Here is a 15,401-nt window from a genome sequence, read left to right as displayed (position 1 = left end):
GCCGGCGATAGCGGCCTGAAGCTTCAGGTGATCTTCAGGGCCTCATCGCCGGCAAGCCGGCTCCTACAGAGGTTAGGGGTTGAGGAGGCGGGCGAGGCCAACCTTCAACGGTGTGGGCTCGGGCAGGGTGAAGCTCGCCAGCAACCGTTGGTTATTCGCCCGCGAATGCCGGATGTCCCCGGAACGCGCCGGCCCGTAAGTCACCGCCGGCAACGTGCCGACGATCTCTTCCAAGGCCTGCAGCACATCCTTGAGCGTCGTCGTGCGATTCCAACCGACGTTGATCGCACCCAGCGGTGCCTCGGGCGCTTCGATGGCCTGTACCAGCACATCGACCAGGTCTTCCACGTACATGAAATCGCGGGTTTGCTCGCCATCGCCGAACACGGCAATCGGCAGGCCCTGCTGCACACGCTCGCTGAAGATGCTGATCACGCCGGAATACGGCGATGACGGGTCCTGGCGCGGCCCGAAGATGTTGAAGAAGCGGAAAATCACCGGTTCTAGACCATGCTGGCGACGGTAGAAATCGAAGTAGTGCTCGCCCGCCAACTTGTCGGACGCGTAGGGCGTCAACGGCGCCTTGGTGGTCTCTTCGTCAATCGAAGCTCCCTCGCCGTTGTTGCCATACACCGCCGCGCTGGAAGCGAATACCACGCGCTTCACACCTGCCTTGCGCATGGCTTCGCACACATTCAAGGTGCCGACAAAATTGCTCTGGTGCGTGCTGACCGGGTCGTCCACCGAGGCTTGCACCGACGCCACCGCTGCCAGGTGCACCACCGCAGTCATACCGACAGCGGCTTGCGCCACCAACTCAGCATTGGCCACATCACCTTCGATCAGTTGCACCTGTGGGTTGTCCAGCGGCAGGTTGCTGCGCTTGCCCGTGGACAGGTCGTCCAGCACCCGCACGGCGTAGCCCTTGGCGAGCAACGCATCCACCAGGTGCGAGCCGATGAAGCCCGCACCACCCGTGATCAAGACCCACTTCTCAGCCTTACTCATTGTTGCGGATCTTCTCGACAATGGCCGTGGTCGAGCTGTTCTCGACCAGGCCCAGTACTTTGACCTTGCCGCCATAGGCGCTGACGATATCGGCACCGACCACTTGATCGACCGAGTAATCACCGCCCTTGACCAGCACGTCCGGCTTGACCTGGGCCAGCAGGTTTTCAGGCGTCCCTTCAGGGAAGCTGATGACCCAGTCCACGGCACCCAGGCCGGCCAGCACGGCCATGCGCCGATCAACACTGTTGATCGGACGGCCAGGGCCTTTCAGGCGGCTGACCGAGGCGTCGTCATTGACCGCGACGATCAGTCGATCGCCTTGGGCACGCGCTTGTTCAAGGTAAGTCACGTGGCCCGCGTGCAGGATGTCGAAACAGCCGTTGGTGAACACGATGCTTTCGTTGTGGGCGCGGGCATCGTCAATCGCCAGCAGCAATTGCTCGATACCCAGCACGCCACGCTCCGAACCTTCGGAGCGTTGGATCGCTCGGCGCAACTCAGGTGCACTGATGGCCGCCGTACCCAGCTTGCCCACCACGATGCCCGCCGCCAGATTGGCCAGGGCCACGGCGTGGGGTAGCTCTTCACCGGCCGCGATGGAAGCGGCCAGGGTGGAAATCACGGTGTCGCCAGCGCCGGTCACGTCGAACACTTCGCGGGCACGGGCCGGCAAGTGGATCGCCGGATGATTGGGGCGAAGCAAGGTCATGCCGTGCTCGCCACGGGTCACCAGCAACGCGCCGAGGTCGAGCTCGGCCATCAACGCTGCGCCTTTGCTCACCAGCTCGTGCTCATCGGCACAGCCGCCGACGATGGCTTCGAATTCACTGAGGTTTGGTGTGATCAGGCTGGCGCCCCGATAAATCGAGAAGTCCTTGCCCTTGGGGTCGGCCAGCACCGGAATGCCCTTGGCCTTGGCGGCCTGGATCAACACCTGGTGGTTTTTCAAAGCGCCTTTACCGTAGTCGGACAGCACCAGCACCTTGATTCCTTCAAGCAGTTCGTCGACCTGGCCACTCAGGGCCAGGGCGTCGGTGGAGAAGGGCTCTTCAAAATCGATACGCAGCAATTGCTGGTGACGGCTCATCACCCGCAGCTTGACGATGGTCGGCTGGTGAGCAATGCGTTGGAACAACGCACGCACGCCGGCCCCGCGCAAGCTGTTGGCCAGGCTGTCGGCGGCTTCGTCGTCGCCGGTCACCCCCACCAGGGAGGCCGGGGCGCCGAGCGCGGCAATATTGAGGGCAACGTTGGCAGCGCCACCTGGACGGTCTTCGATTTGCTCGACCTTGACTACCGGTACCGGTGCCTCAGGGGAAATCCGTGAGGTACCGCCATGCCAGTAACGGTCGAGCATGACATCGCCGACCACCAAGACAGGGGCTTGATCGAATCGCGGCATGGACAACTTCATGGAGCAACCCACATACAAAATGAACAGGGGCGCGATATTAGCACAGGGTGGTGGGAGGTTTTGCACTGTAGGAGCCGGCTTGCCGGCGATGGCATCACTGCGGTGGGGCGTCGGACCGAGGTGATGCTATCGCCGGCAAGCCGGCTCCTACAGAGCGTTAGGTGATGTCGGCGGAGACAGGCGCATCCAGGCCCATGGCATGCAGGCGGGCGTAGTAGCCGTTCTGTGCCAACAGCTCGCCGTGGGTACCGCGCTCCACAATCCGGCCGTCGTCCATCACCAGGATCAGGTCAGCCTTCTCGATGGTGGACAGGCGGTGAGCGATCACCAACGTGGTGCGACCTTGCATGACCTTGTCCAGCGCCGCCTGGATGTGGCGCTCCGACTCGGTGTCGAGGGCCGAGGTGGCCTCGTCGAGAATCAGCAGCGGCGCATTCTTGAGCAAGGCGCGGGCGATGGCCAGGCGCTGGCGTTGGCCGCCGGACAGCAGCACGCCATTCTCGCCAACCTGAGTGTCGAAGCCTTTGGGCAACTGGTCGATGAAGTCCTTGGCGTTTGCATCCCGCGCTGCCGCTTCAACGTCCGCCCGCGGTGCGCCGGCCAGGTCGCCGTAGGCGATGTTGTTGGTCACCGTGTCACTGAACAGGGTCACGTGCTGGGTCACCTGGGCGATGTGCCTGCGCAGGTTGAGCAGCTTGTAGTCTTCAATCTCTACGCCATCGAGCAGGATTTCACCGCTCTCGTGGTGATAGAAACGCGGGATCAGGCTGGCCAAAGTCGACTTGCCGCTGCCCGAACGCCCCACCAGGGCAATCATCTGCCCAGGCTCGGCGGTGAAGCTGATGTCCTTGAGCACATGGCGCTCGGTGCCCGGGTAGGTGAAGTTCAGGTTGCGCACTTCCAGGCGACCGCTGACCTTGTCGCGCTCGATGGTGCCATGGTCGACCTCCACCTCTTCGTCCAGCTGCTCGAAAATGCTTTCGGCACCGGCCACGCCTTTCTGGATGGTCGAACTGACTTCCGAGAGTTGGCGGATCGGCTTGGGCAGCAAACCAGCCAGAGTGATGTAGGCCACCATGTCACCGGCCGAAGCATCGCCGCGAAGATACAGAACCAGGAACATCAACACCGCCATGGCGGTGTAGATCACCAGTTGCAGCGCCGGGGTGTAGATCGCCCCGGTGCGGGTCATGCGCAGTTGCTTGTCAGTGTTGCTCTGGCTGGCCTTGAGGAAGCGTTTTTCCTCGTAGACTTCGCCACCGAAACTGCGCACCACGCGATAGCCCTGGATGGTTTCCGACGCGACGTGGGTCACGTCGCCCATGGCCACCTGGATCTTCTTGCTCTGCTTGCGGAATTTCTTGCTGGCCGTGCTCACCATCACCGCGATCAGCGGCAGAATGGCGATCATTACCAGCGTCAGGCGCCAGTTCATGAACAGCAGCGAGGCGAACAGGAAGATCACCGTCATGCCTTCGCGGATCACCACCTTGATGGCATCGGTCGCCGCCCCCGTGACCATGGTCACGTTGAAGGTAATGCGGGAAATCAGATGCCCCGAGTTGTGGTTGTCGAAGTAGCGGTTCGGCAGTGTCAGCAGGTTGTTGAACAACTGCACCCGCAGGTCATGGACCAGGCCCAGGGAAACCTTGGCCAACAGGTAGTTGCCCAGGAACGAGCCCAGGCCCTGCCAGGCGGCAATCAGGATGATCAGCAGCGGCACGGCCTGCAGCAATTGCAGGTCACGCAGAAAGGGCACGGTGGGGAACAGCACGGCCTCCGGGTTGGACAGGCCATCGACAAAGTACTTGAGGATGTAACCCAGCATTGGCTGGGTCGACGCGAAAATCAGAAATCCGACGATACTCAGCGCGAACAACCCCATATAGGGCTTAACGTAACTGAGCAGGCGGAAGTATATTTTCAAGCTCGAAGGGCTTGCGCTCGGACTGGAGTCGGTCATATCACGCGGCGTTTTGAAAAAGGAGGCTGACTTTAGCACAGCTTCTCTGTTGTACTTGCACCCTGCATGACCCGCAACCCGGTTGGATCCAACCGGAGACATTATATGGCCACTACTCTAAGATGGTCGGCTTTCTCTTTCTGGAATGGCTTTTCTGTATGCACTCCAAGCGCCTTATCTATGGCTCAAATCGCGTTTTCGACTTCCTGGTCCTATGGATTTTGCCCATTGGCTTGCTGCTGCTGCTCAGTTCGCTGTTCTTCGTGACCAACCGCAATGTGCTGCACAAGTTCTACTACGGTTTCTTCAGCGCCCCAACCTTGCTGCTCCTGCTCATGCGCCCCCGGGAAATCAAGGAGTTATTGCGTGAACCTCTGGCGATCGCCTTCCTGGTGTTTTCCGCCTGGGCACTGATCAGTCTGCTGTGGAGCCCAGCGCCCACCGCCGATACCGACCTGTTCAAGCGCCCCTTGCACACCTTCATGCTTTTTGCCGGCTGCGGGTTGTTGCTGCATTACCGTAACGAACTGTTCAAGCCGATTTTCTTCAGCGCAGCCGTGATCGCGTTGGTCGTCTGCCTGTGCAACCTGGTGGTCTTTGCGAAGGGCTTCACGCCCGGCATGCGCATGATTGGAGGGCGCGGAGCCCTCGATAACCCATTGCTCAGCTCCCATATCTTTGGCTTTTTCTGCGTCTATTGGCTGTACGTGTGCATGACCACCAAGCGCCTGCAGGTGCTGTGGTTCAGCGTACCGGCCCTGACGATCATGGTGGCGACCGTACTGGCTACCGGTTCGCGAACGCCCTTGGTGGCACTGACAATGGCCATCCTGTGGATGTCGTTCGTCAGTCGCAACCGCCGCTCAGCACTGCTGATCGCCAGCATGGTAGTAGCCGCAGCCGGGCTCCTGCTGCTTTACCCAGAAGCGATTACTGAACGCGGCAGCTCATTCCGCCTTGAACTGTGGGGCATGTCACTGCAACGCATCGCCGAACACCCGTGGATCGGCCACAGCTACGACTCCGAGCTGTACCTGACACTGGCAGAAGGCACCGAACTGCGCGAACCCCATAGCTTTGCCTTGGGCGTTCTGTACTACATCGGCATCATCGGCTTCATCCCGTGGATTTTCATGCTCGGCTGGGGTTTGTACAAAGGCCTCAAGCAACGCGCACAACCACTGTTCATCCTGGCATCGTCGCTGCTGGCCTACGGCATCGGCGCCGGCCTCACCGAAGGCGGTGGCATCCTGTCGCGCCCCAAGGAGCACTGGTTTCTGCTGTGGATCCCGCTAGCAATCATCGCCGGCCTGAGCATCGCGCAGCGCCGTCGCAGTGTGCTGCGCATGCCTGTGGAAAACCTCAAGCTTGCCGCATTTGATCAACTGAGCAGCAACGCCCACGTGATCGAAGCCGATGGTCTTGGCCCAAAAGTGTTGCGCCTGGAAGACGGTCGTTTCCTCAAGGTTTTCCGCCCACGCCGCTGGTATACCTCGGGCAGCTTCAACCCGTATTCCGAGCGATTCGCCAGCAACAGCGAGCAATTGCGCACCCTGGGGATCCCTGCTCCGCAGATCCTCAACCTCCACGCCTTGCCCGATGGCAGCAGCGCCGTCGTCTACACGCCATTGCCCGGCCTGACCCTGCGCCAAGCCTTGCAAAGCCTGGACAGTAGCCTGCGTGAGTCATTGATCGAACGGTTCGGCCGCTTCGTCGCTGTACTTCACGAACGTGGCGTGTACTTCCGCTCGCTGCACCTGGGTAACGTGCTGTTGATGGACGACGGTGAGTTCGGCCTGATCGATGTGGCTGACCTGCGCATCTACCCATCACCCCTGCGCAATGCTCTGCGCCAGCGCAACCTGAACCATATGCAGCGCTACCCGCAGGACCGCAGTTGGTTGTTCGAAACCCACTTCGAGCAAATGGCCAAAGGATACGCCTCGGTCGCCACCCCAGAGGCCACGGCTAAAATCCGCGCCCAGGTGCTGAGCCTGGCCAAGCCCGCCATCTGAATAAAAAAGGCGACTATCACAGACTGATAGTCGCCTTTTTCATATCGTGCATTGCCTCACTTTCTGAGCGGCGACAAATACAGCCGCACCAGCCCACGCAAGGTCTTGCGCCCCCAGAACTTCAACGGGATCTGCTTGAGGATTTCCCGCGCCAACGGCCGGTCACGGTCGGCCGTTTTGAGGAACATCGAGTTCAGGAAGTTGTAACGCACGGCGTCATAGGCCGGGTGTTCGCTGAACTTAGCATAGCTCTTGAGGATGTTCTGGATCATGTAGCGGTGGTTCTTATAAGTATTGCTGGCATGCTGGCGATAGCGCGCCATCACTACGCCAAGGGCATCGATGGTGTAGCCAGCGGCCGTGATCTTCAGTTGGATCAACAGGTCTTCCAGTGGGATATCCGGATCAAAACCGCCGACTTCATCCAGCACTTCGCGACGAATCAGCATGGTCGGCGCCGGCGGGAAAGGCTTGCGGTCCATAAACATGTCGTCAAAATCCAGGCTGCGAAACGGCACGTCGCGACGCTGCTTCTTCTCCGGATGCAGGTTGCCTTCGCCATCGATCAATTCGATGTTGCCGGCGCACATCCCGACCTTCGGCTTGCCGTCCATATACGCGACCTGAATGGCGATACGGTCCGGCAACATGATGTCGTCGGAACCGAACGACGCGATCAGGCTGCCCTTGGCGCGCGCGATGGCACCATTGAGCGTCGCAGTCAGGCCCTGGTTCTTCTGCACCTGGAAATCAAAACCGTGCTCGGCCTGCAGGCGCTGAATACGCTCGACACTGTCGTCGGTAGAGCCATCGTCCACTACCAGCAACTCAATGTTGGGGTAGGTCTGGCCAAGCACACTGAGGATACTTTCTTCGATGTAACGGCCGTGGTTATAGGACGCGATAATCACCGAGACCAGGGGTTGTTGCGTCGTCATGCTCTACCTACTTCTTTCAAACCGGTTTCGATCAGGTCCAGGTATTTCTGCTGGAATTCAGCCAGGGCGTGATTCTGTTCCAGGTACTGGAACACCTGCTCACCCTTGGTGCGTAATTGTTCGTCGCTCATCGCCAGATAAGTGTCCAGGGCCGCCGTCAGCTGGTCGACATTGCCGGGCTCATGAGACAAGCCACCCGCCCCTTCAACCAGCGGCAACATGGCCGGGCCGTTGGAGGCGATCACCGGCAGGCGACCACTCATGCCTTCGAGCAACGCCAACCCCAGGCCTTCAAGCAAGGACGGCATGGTCCAGATATCAAAGGCGCGCACGTACTTGAGGCCGTCTTCGCGAAAGCCCAGCAAGTGTGCACGACCGGTCAGGCCCAGGCGTTCGATGTCGGCACGCAGGTCCGCTTCGGCGCGGCCCGAACCGATGATGCCGACCTGAACATTGGGGTATTTGTCTTTGAGGCGTGCAAAAGCTTGCAGCAGATGAGTGTGGCCTTTGATCGGCACCAGGCGGCCCAAAGCCCCGATGATGCGCGCATCCATGGGCAGCCCCAAGGCTTCACGCGCCTGGTCACGGGGCAACTGCAAGGCTTCAGCCTGGGGGATGTCGATGGCGTTGGTGACAAAGGTGGTGTTCTCGCGCGTGAAGCCACAATCGAGGTCGACCAGGTAATCCCTGACCGCCGCCGACACCCCGACAAACCGCCACGCCGGGCTGACCAAACGACGCGTCTGGCGCCGACGGTAGGCCCTCTCATACTCGCCAAACCCATGGGAGATGCCGATACACAATGGGATTTTCAGCCAGCGGTTGAGCGACAGCATCATGTTCACCGACTTGAAGCGGTTACAGATGACCACGTCGAACTTCTGTTCACGGCAATACTTGTAGATTTCCCACATGGCACCCAGGCGGATGCCCTTGAGGGCTTTCTCGGGGAATTCGAAGTATTTGGAGTGGTCCGCCACGCTCAAGGGCTGGCCGGTCTGCGGGCGCCCGCTGAGAAACGCCGACGTGACCTCGAAACGCTCAGCGGGCAACGCCTTGACGATCTGCTCACCGAGGTCGGCGAAGTCATTGACCTTGACGTTATAGTCCGGCTGTAACTGCAAAACCTTGAAACGAGGTTTCATATCACTCCATGGGGCAGTCAAGCTGCGAGCGGGCAGCCTGACGAAAAGATAAAGACTCAGTCCTGCTTCAGCACCCAAAGCAACTCGTGACGCCGCACCGCCTTGCGGAAGAATTCATTCTCTCCATAGGGCGATGGGTCACGGCCGGCCAGGACTTGCTGCAATAGCCGGCGCAGGCGACGCTTGAACGGTGCACGTGGCTGCAAGTCATGCATCATGCCCAACGCCATGGCCTTGTCCTGCTGATGGCTCAATGATACCACTCGGCAATAAGGCTCAAGTATTTGAGTCGCATCAAACTGTGGTGGCAACGCCACACCGGCACCGGCATCGCCCATGGGCCAGCGGTCATTATCATGCAGGTGATTGGCATAACCGAGCAATGTCGTCGGCTGCCACTCCAACCCTTGCAGGGCATCGATCACCGCAGCATGCGCACAGATGTGATCCGGGTGCGGATCCAGTACCGGCGTCGGCAACACAATGACCTCAGGACGTGCCTTGAGCAGCACAGCGCGCAGATCAGCAATCAGGTTAGTCCAGGTCGGCGCGCCGTCCACATCTCCCGGTAATGCGAAAGCGTTGAACTGACGGAACAGCCGCGTATCGTCCAACTGCGCCTCGCGAGAAGCCTGTGGCTGATCCGGCGTGGCACGCATGGCCGGCAATTGCAGGCAAAAATAGCCCAACTGCACACATTGCGCTTCGGGAACCCCGGCCCAACGCGGCACGGCAATACTGTCCCAGGCGCGCAAGCGGCCCTTGAGGCGCGCCGCATCGGCTTTGGCCAGGCCCATCTGTTGATAATGCTCAGCTTCGATCTCGCCAGCGGTGAGGGTCACGATCCAGCTTTCATCAGCCTGGCTGTAAAGGCCGAAGGCAGCCAGCTCGGCATCATCGGCATGGGGAGCGATCACCATGACCCGCTGACGCGCGTAGTCCGGGTGACGGAACACCCACAGCGTGGGCTGACCGACGACGCGGCAATACCGACCGCGCAAACCCAACTCGCCTGCCGCCAACGCCTGCGCCGAACCGGTGAGGTTGATAAAACGCTTGCCGGACACACCACGCTCAAACGCTTGGCGATCGCCCGACAACTCAACCGCAGGGTCGAGAAAACGTCCCAGCCAGCTGCTTTCAAGCTGCACTTCGACGACCAGGGTTTCATCACCGACCAAACCCAACGGCACGTCCGGTACCAGCCGGCCAGCTTCCAGGCGCAAGCCTGCCTGCTGGGTGCCCGCCGCGAAGGTGTACTGGTAGTCATCTTTGGGCGAGTAGAAGAGGTGGTCGGCAAACCACGCTTCATGCGCCACCCACAACAACACCGCCAGGATCAGCGGCAACCACCAGGCCACCAGCACGCCGGCCGCAACCAACACCAGCAAGCTGACTAATAGGGCAATGCGTTTGTTGCGCCGATGGCGCTTGAGCAACTGTTGTTTGCGACTCATACGCTGAACACCGGCACCGGGTTGCACCAGCGCTCTTTATATTCACGGTCGGCACGCCCGAAGGAAAAGCGCAGCGGTTTGCCCAGTGCGCGCGCCTGCTCCCAGGCGCTTTGTGTGTTGAGAAAGCTCAACACGCTGCCCGGGCTGAACTCACGGGTCTCGGGGTCGACCCCGCCATTGACGTACTCGATGCTCACCCACTCGGGCGCCTCGACGCGGTACACCAACTGCACGGCGATGGGGGCGTCATTGAGAAACAGCACCGAGCCGATCAAAAACTCCTTGAGCAGCTCCAGCACTTCAGCCAGGCGCTCGGCGCCGGTGGCTGCAAACCCCCAGCGGCGCTGGAACAGGTCGCAATAGATCGCCGCCAGCTCAGTGCTGGAAAACTCGCCGACCGCCCGCACCACACCGCCCGCTTCTTCCAGCAAGCGCAACTCGCGGCGCTGGTTGTAGCGAAACTTCTTCGAGAGGTCTTCAGGAGTACGCGCCATGGCCAATTGCTCGGCCTGAGGCTTGAGGGTACTGATGCGCCCTTCGTTCAGCGCCGACAGGTAGCGCCCGCGATGGCGTACCGGCAACTGCGCGTCTGCAGCAATCGGCAGGATGATCTCGGCATTGCCCAGGTCAAACAGGCCTTTCTTGCCGCTGCGCTTGAGCACGTCCTTGGACAAGGCCAGGTCGCGGCCCCAGGTGGCAATCGCCCCCTTGAGCTCGCCGTCCTGCTCCCAGCCCAGGTAACGCACGGGAATCTGCGCCAGGCTGGCCAGCCGCTCGATCACGCGCGGATGAGTGGCCACACTGCCGCCAAAACGCTGCCAGGCCTGGGCGTAAACCTCGGCCTCGACAGGCGCCCAGCCACGTTCACGCCAGCCCTGAAAGCGGTTCAGCATTTAGACCACAGCGTCATAAGGGTCCACGCCGTCCTTGACCACCAGAATGTCTTCCATGATCAAGTACTGCAGGTCGGAACCGAAGAACATGTCCAGCGCGTCTTTCGGCGAGCAGATCATCGCTTCGCCACGACGATTGAGCGAGGTGTTCAGCGACACGCCGTTGCCGGTCAGTACTTCCAGCTCTTTCATCATGTCGTAGTAGCGCGGGTTGTACTCGCGCTTGAGCACCTGGGCGCGGGAGGTGCCATCTTCATGGACCACTTCCGGCACGCGGGTCTTCCACTCTTCCGCCACTTCAAAGGTGAAGGTCATGAACGGCGCAGGGTGATCGACCTTGATCATCTGCGGAGCCACGGTGTCGAGCATCGACGGGCAGAAAGGCCTCCAGCGCTCGCGGAACTTGATCTGGTGGTTGATGCGATCGGCCACGCCGGTGGCGCTTGGGCAACCGATGATCGAACGACCACCCAGGGCACGCGGGCCAAACTCCATGCGGCCCTGGAACCAGGCCACCGGGTTACCGTCGACCATGATCTTGGCGATGCGCTTGGGCATGTTCTCGATCTTGCGCCAGTTCGGCTTGCTCTCGTGCTTGGCGCACGCGGCAATCACGTCTTCGTTGCTGTAGGACGGGCCGAGGTAGACGTGCTCCATCTTCTCCACCGGCACACCACGGGCGTGGGACACGTAGGCCGCCGCACCAACGGCTGTGCCGGCATCGCCGGACGCAGGCTGTACGAACAGCTCTTTCACGTCGTCACGGGCAATGATTTTCTGGTTCAGCTTCACGTTCAACGCACAGCCGCCCGCGAAGGCCAGCTTGCCGGTGTCCTTGAGGATGTCGCCCAGGTAGTGGTCGATCATCTGCAGGGCCAGCTTCTCGAACAGCGCTTGCATGCTCGCTGCGTAGTGGATGTACGGCTCGTCGGCGATATCGCCTTCGCGCTTCGGACCCAGCCACTCGATCAGTTTTGGCGAGAAGTAGAAGCCCTTGCCCTTCTCTTTATAACGGCGCAGGCCGATGACGTTGGCGTATTCGGTGTTGATCACCAGTTCGCCGTTCTCAAAGGAGGCCAGGCGCGAGAAGTCGTATTTGCTGGCATCGCCGTACGGCGCCATGCCCATCACCTTGAACTCACCGTCGAGCATCTCGAAGCCGAGGAACTCGGTGATCGCACCATACAGGCCGCCCAGGGAGTCCGGATCGTAGAATTCCTTGATCTTGTGGATCTTGCCGTTCTCGCCGTAGCCGAAGAACGTGGTGGCGTACTCACCCTTACCGTCGATGCCCAGGATCGCGGTTTTTTCCTGGAAGCCGGAGCAGTGGTAGGCGCTGGAAGCGTGGGCCAGGTGGTGTTCAACCGGCTCGATCTTGATTTTCTTCGGATCGAAGCCCAGTTGCTCCAGGCACCAGACGATCTTGTTGCGATAGCGCTTGTAGCGGCGGTTGCCCATCAGGATTGCGTCGAGGGCGCGGTCCGGGGCGTACCAGTAACGCTTGGCGTAGTGCCAACGCGCTTCGCCGAACAGGCTGATCGGGGCGAACGGGATCGCGACCACGTCAACGTCGGAAGGCTTGATGCCGGCCTGTTCCAGGCAGAACTTCGCCGATTCGTAGGGCATGCGGTTCTTTGCATGTTTGTCGCGTACGAAGCGCTCTTCTTCGGCGGCCGCGATCAGCTTGCCGTCGATATACAGGGCTGCGGAAGGATCATGGCTAAGGGCGCCGGACAGGCCAAGAATCGTCAATGCCACAGGGGTCTAGCCTCTTTTAGTCTGCATGCAGGCGGGTTGCGCCTGAAAAAAGTGTGCCTCTCGCCTGGGCGAGAAACAGCTAAAGGGCGGGATTATAGCGTAAACACGCCGCGTGATGATCTAGGGAATGTGGTGACCGGTTGTCACTGCACCCTAGCGGTAGATCTCGATACTGCCGTCCTTGCTCTGGCGGTAGATCGTGTAGGGCAGCACCAGCGTGTCCAGCACGCCCGAGGCCACGGCTTCGATGGCGATGACCGGGAAGGCATTGCCCGCGCTGTCCAGCACGCTCTGGTCTTTCAGGCTTTTCTCAGGCCTGGGTTCACCGTTGAGCGTGCAAAACCCGTAGATCACACCGCTGTAGATACGCGGTACGTTTTCACAGTGACTGCGCGAATCCTTGAGGTTCTGGCTGGCCACGGCGTCCGGGCGAAAAACCGTGTTGATGGTTCCGCAACCGGCAAGCGCCAGGCAGATCGCTATCCACCAGACTGTCGACGCAATCCTCACGAACCACTCCTTCTGACCCATCGGCCATGCTCATTGGCTAGGCTGACCACGCTAACATCGATGGCTTTCACAACCCAGCACGGGAATCCGGGTAGACCGCGTAGGACGATTCTCAAATGGTAAAAATCGGCCAAGCCATTAAACTCGCGCCTTTTTGCGCGTCTATGACCTATGCGCCACAGATTTCGGCTGCCCCATGAAAACCCTTGCCCGCTTCACCTTGATACTGCCCAGCCTGCTCTCCTTGAGTGCTCCCGCACAGGCGGATGATGCGCCGCTGATCCTCGACCCCAGCGTGGTCACCGGCTCACGCAGCGCCAGCCCGACCTTCGACCTGCCCTACTCGGTGAACAGCATCAGCCACGAGCAGATCAGCGACGGCCAACTGGGCATCAACGCCTCCGAAGCCTTGTCCCGCGTGCCTGGCCTGGTGGTGCAGAACCGCCAGAATTATGCCCAGGACCTGCAGATTTCCTCCCGTGGCTTCGGCGCCCGCTCGGCGTTTGGCGTGCGCGGCATCAAGCTGATCGCCGATGGCATTCCGGCCAGCACCCCCGATGGCCAGGGCCAGGCAGCGACGTTCAACCTTGATACGGCCGAGCGCATCGAAGTGCTGCGCGGCCCGGCCGCCACCCTGTACGGCAGCAATGCGGGCGGGGTGATCCAGATGTTTTCGCGTGACGGCGAAGGCCCGCCGCGTATCGGCGCCGAGACCCTGGTAGGCAGTGACGGCCTGAGCAAAAACCACCTGACGGCGGAAGGCGCCACGAATGGCGCAGGCTTTGTGCTCGACGCTTCGCGCATGGACACCGACGGCTACCGCGACCACAGCAGCGCACGTCGCGACCAGACCTTTGCCAAGCTCAACGTCCAGCCGGACGATGACAGTAAGCTCGCGCTGATCTACAGCAGCCTGGAGCAGAACGGCACCCAGGACCCACTGGGGCAAACCTGGGCAGGCTACAAGGCAGACCCGCGCTCGGTCGCACCGGCGGCGCTGTTGTACAACACGCGCAAAAGTATCGATCATCAGCAAATAGGCGTGAATTACGAGCGCTATATCGGCGATGCAACCCTGCAAGTGAATGCCTATACGGGACGGCGGAGTGTGATTCAGTACCTGTCGATCCCGGGTGGCACTGCCGCCGACAAGCGCGGCGGCGTTGTCGACTTCGACCGCACGTTCTACGGCGGCTCCGTCCATTGGCTGCAACCCATCACCAGCGCCCCCGGCGACCTGACCCTGATCACCGGCCTCGACTACGACCGCAGCAGGGATGACCGCCAGGGCTATTCCAACACCGTCAATGGTGTGCACGGCGTCAAGGGCACCCTGGGCCGTGATGAAATCGACACCGCCACCAGCCTCGACCCGTTCGTGCAGGCCAATTGGCTGCTCGGCGACTGGACCCTGCAAGCCGGCCTGCGCCACAGCAGCATGACCATGGACGTGGATGACCACTTCCTCAGTGACGGCAATGACAGCGGCAACAAGACCTACCAAAAGAACACGCCGTCAGTCAGCGTCATGTATGCCTTTACCCCGGACCTGCATGGCTATGTGAGCGCGGGCAAGGGTTTTGAAACCCCGACCCAGGCCGAGTCGGCGTATTCCAGCACCGCCAACGGCTTCAACTTTGCGCTCAAGCCATCGGTCAGCAAGCAATATGAAGTCGGCTTGAAGGCCCGTGTCGGCCAAGACACGCGCATTAATGCCGCGCTGTTCCAGATCACCACCGAGGACGAGTTGGTGGTGCAACAATCCGTCGGCGGGCGTACCACCTATCAAAACGCTGGCCGTACCCTGCGTCGAGGTTTTGAATTGGGCCTGGAAAGCCAGTTGAGTGAACAGTGGAGCACCAACCTCGCCTACACCCGCCTGCAAGCCACCTACGACAGTGACTTCGTCAGCGGCGGCACTACCACTGTCGACAAAGGCAACTACCTGCCCGGCGTACCGCAGACCACCTTGTTCGCCGAGTTGAACTGGAAGCCCCGGGACTGGGTCAGCACCGCCCTCGAAGGCCTGTACCGCAGCAAGGTCTACGTCGAAGACACCAACACGCAGCACGCTGCACCCGGCTACAGCGTGTTCAACTGGCGTGCGCGCTTCGAGCAGAAAGTCGAGCACTGGACCTTCCACCAGACGTTGCGCCTGGACAACCTGCTGGACCGCCAATACGTGGGCTCGGTGATCGTCGGCGACGGCAATGGCCGCTATTACGAAGCCGCGCCGGGCCGTTCGTGGTATGCGGGCGCTGGCGCCGAATACCAATTCTAAAGCCAATACAAAACAA

At 60.8% G+C, this 15,401-nt stretch carries 11 protein-coding genes; 2 read left to right on the top strand and 9 right to left on the bottom strand.

The genetic code is table 11. From position 1 onward, the window contains the following. Window positions 1–72 precede the first annotated feature (72 nt). From AC07SU_RS28750 to msbA, 3 genes are all read right to left on the bottom strand, one after another. Entirely contained in the window at window positions 73–1,008 is a 936-nt protein-coding gene (locus AC07SU_RS28750) for an NAD-dependent epimerase/dehydratase family protein (RefSeq protein WP_494998999.1), read from the bottom strand. Continuing rightward, window positions 1,001–2,425, bottom strand: coding sequence for a bifunctional D-glycero-beta-D-manno-heptose-7-phosphate kinase/D-glycero-beta-D-manno-heptose 1-phosphate adenylyltransferase HldE (hldE, locus tag AC07SU_RS28745; RefSeq protein WP_176997167.1), 1,425 nt, complete (start codon window positions 2,423–2,425; stop codon window positions 1,001–1,003). Before hldE ends, AC07SU_RS28750 begins: the two co-directional genes overlap by 8 nt. A gap of 157 nt (window positions 2,426–2,582) precedes the next feature. Continuing rightward, window positions 2,583–4,388, bottom strand: coding sequence for a lipid A export permease/ATP-binding protein MsbA (gene msbA / locus AC07SU_RS28740; RefSeq protein WP_494998998.1), 1,806 nt, complete (start codon window positions 4,386–4,388; stop codon window positions 2,583–2,585). 158 nt (window positions 4,389–4,546) lie between these two features. Here msbA and AC07SU_RS28735 point away from each other — a divergent pair, with 158 nt between their 5' ends. Further along, the gene (locus tag AC07SU_RS28735; RefSeq protein WP_494998997.1) at window positions 4,547–6,403 is read left to right on the top strand and encodes an O-antigen ligase family protein; all 1,857 of its coding nucleotides are present in this window, start codon (window positions 4,547–4,549) and stop codon (window positions 6,401–6,403) included. 56 nt (window positions 6,404–6,459) lie between these two features. Here the strand turns inward: AC07SU_RS28735 and AC07SU_RS28730 are convergent, their stop codons facing one another. From AC07SU_RS28730 to AC07SU_RS28705, 6 genes are all read right to left on the bottom strand, one after another. After that, on the bottom strand, window positions 6,460–7,341 hold the full coding sequence (locus tag AC07SU_RS28730) for a glycosyltransferase (protein WP_494998996.1): 882 nt from the start codon (window positions 7,339–7,341) through the stop codon (window positions 6,460–6,462). Beyond that, on the bottom strand, window positions 7,338–8,486 hold the full coding sequence (locus tag AC07SU_RS28725; protein ID WP_494998995.1) for a glycosyltransferase: 1,149 nt from the start codon (window positions 8,484–8,486) through the stop codon (window positions 7,338–7,340). Before AC07SU_RS28725 ends, AC07SU_RS28730 begins: the two co-directional genes overlap by 4 nt. Window positions 8,487–8,542: 56 nt before the next feature. After that, window positions 8,543–9,943, bottom strand: a complete 1,401-nt coding sequence (locus AC07SU_RS28720; protein ID WP_494998994.1) for a PIG-L deacetylase family protein — start codon at window positions 9,941–9,943, stop codon at window positions 8,543–8,545. Next, on the bottom strand, window positions 9,940–10,836 hold the full coding sequence (locus AC07SU_RS28715; RefSeq protein ID WP_494998993.1) for an antimicrobial resistance protein Mig-14: 897 nt from the start codon (window positions 10,834–10,836) through the stop codon (window positions 9,940–9,942). Before AC07SU_RS28715 ends, AC07SU_RS28720 begins: the two co-directional genes overlap by 4 nt. Continuing rightward, entirely contained in the window at window positions 10,837–12,594 is a 1,758-nt protein-coding gene (locus tag AC07SU_RS28710; RefSeq protein WP_494998992.1) for a carbamoyltransferase family protein, read from the bottom strand. It lies immediately after the preceding gene. Between the two features lie 153 nt (window positions 12,595–12,747). After that, window positions 12,748–13,125 (bottom strand): YceK/YidQ family lipoprotein, encoded by a 378-nt coding sequence (locus tag AC07SU_RS28705; protein ID WP_494998991.1) that lies wholly within the window; start codon window positions 13,123–13,125, stop codon window positions 12,748–12,750. 175 nt (window positions 13,126–13,300) lie between these two features. Here AC07SU_RS28705 and AC07SU_RS28700 point away from each other — a divergent pair, with 175 nt between their 5' ends. Next, a complete protein-coding gene (locus tag AC07SU_RS28700; protein ID WP_494998990.1) occupies window positions 13,301–15,385 on the top strand; it encodes a TonB-dependent receptor family protein in 2,085 nt (694 codons plus the stop codon). The last annotated feature ends 16 nt before the right edge of the window (window positions 15,386–15,401 follow it).

The organism is Pseudomonas sp. GW821-FHT05H12, assembly GCF_059419385.1.
The sequence above is the reverse complement of the archived record's forward strand: the minus strand, read 5'-3'. Positions and strand labels throughout refer to the sequence as shown.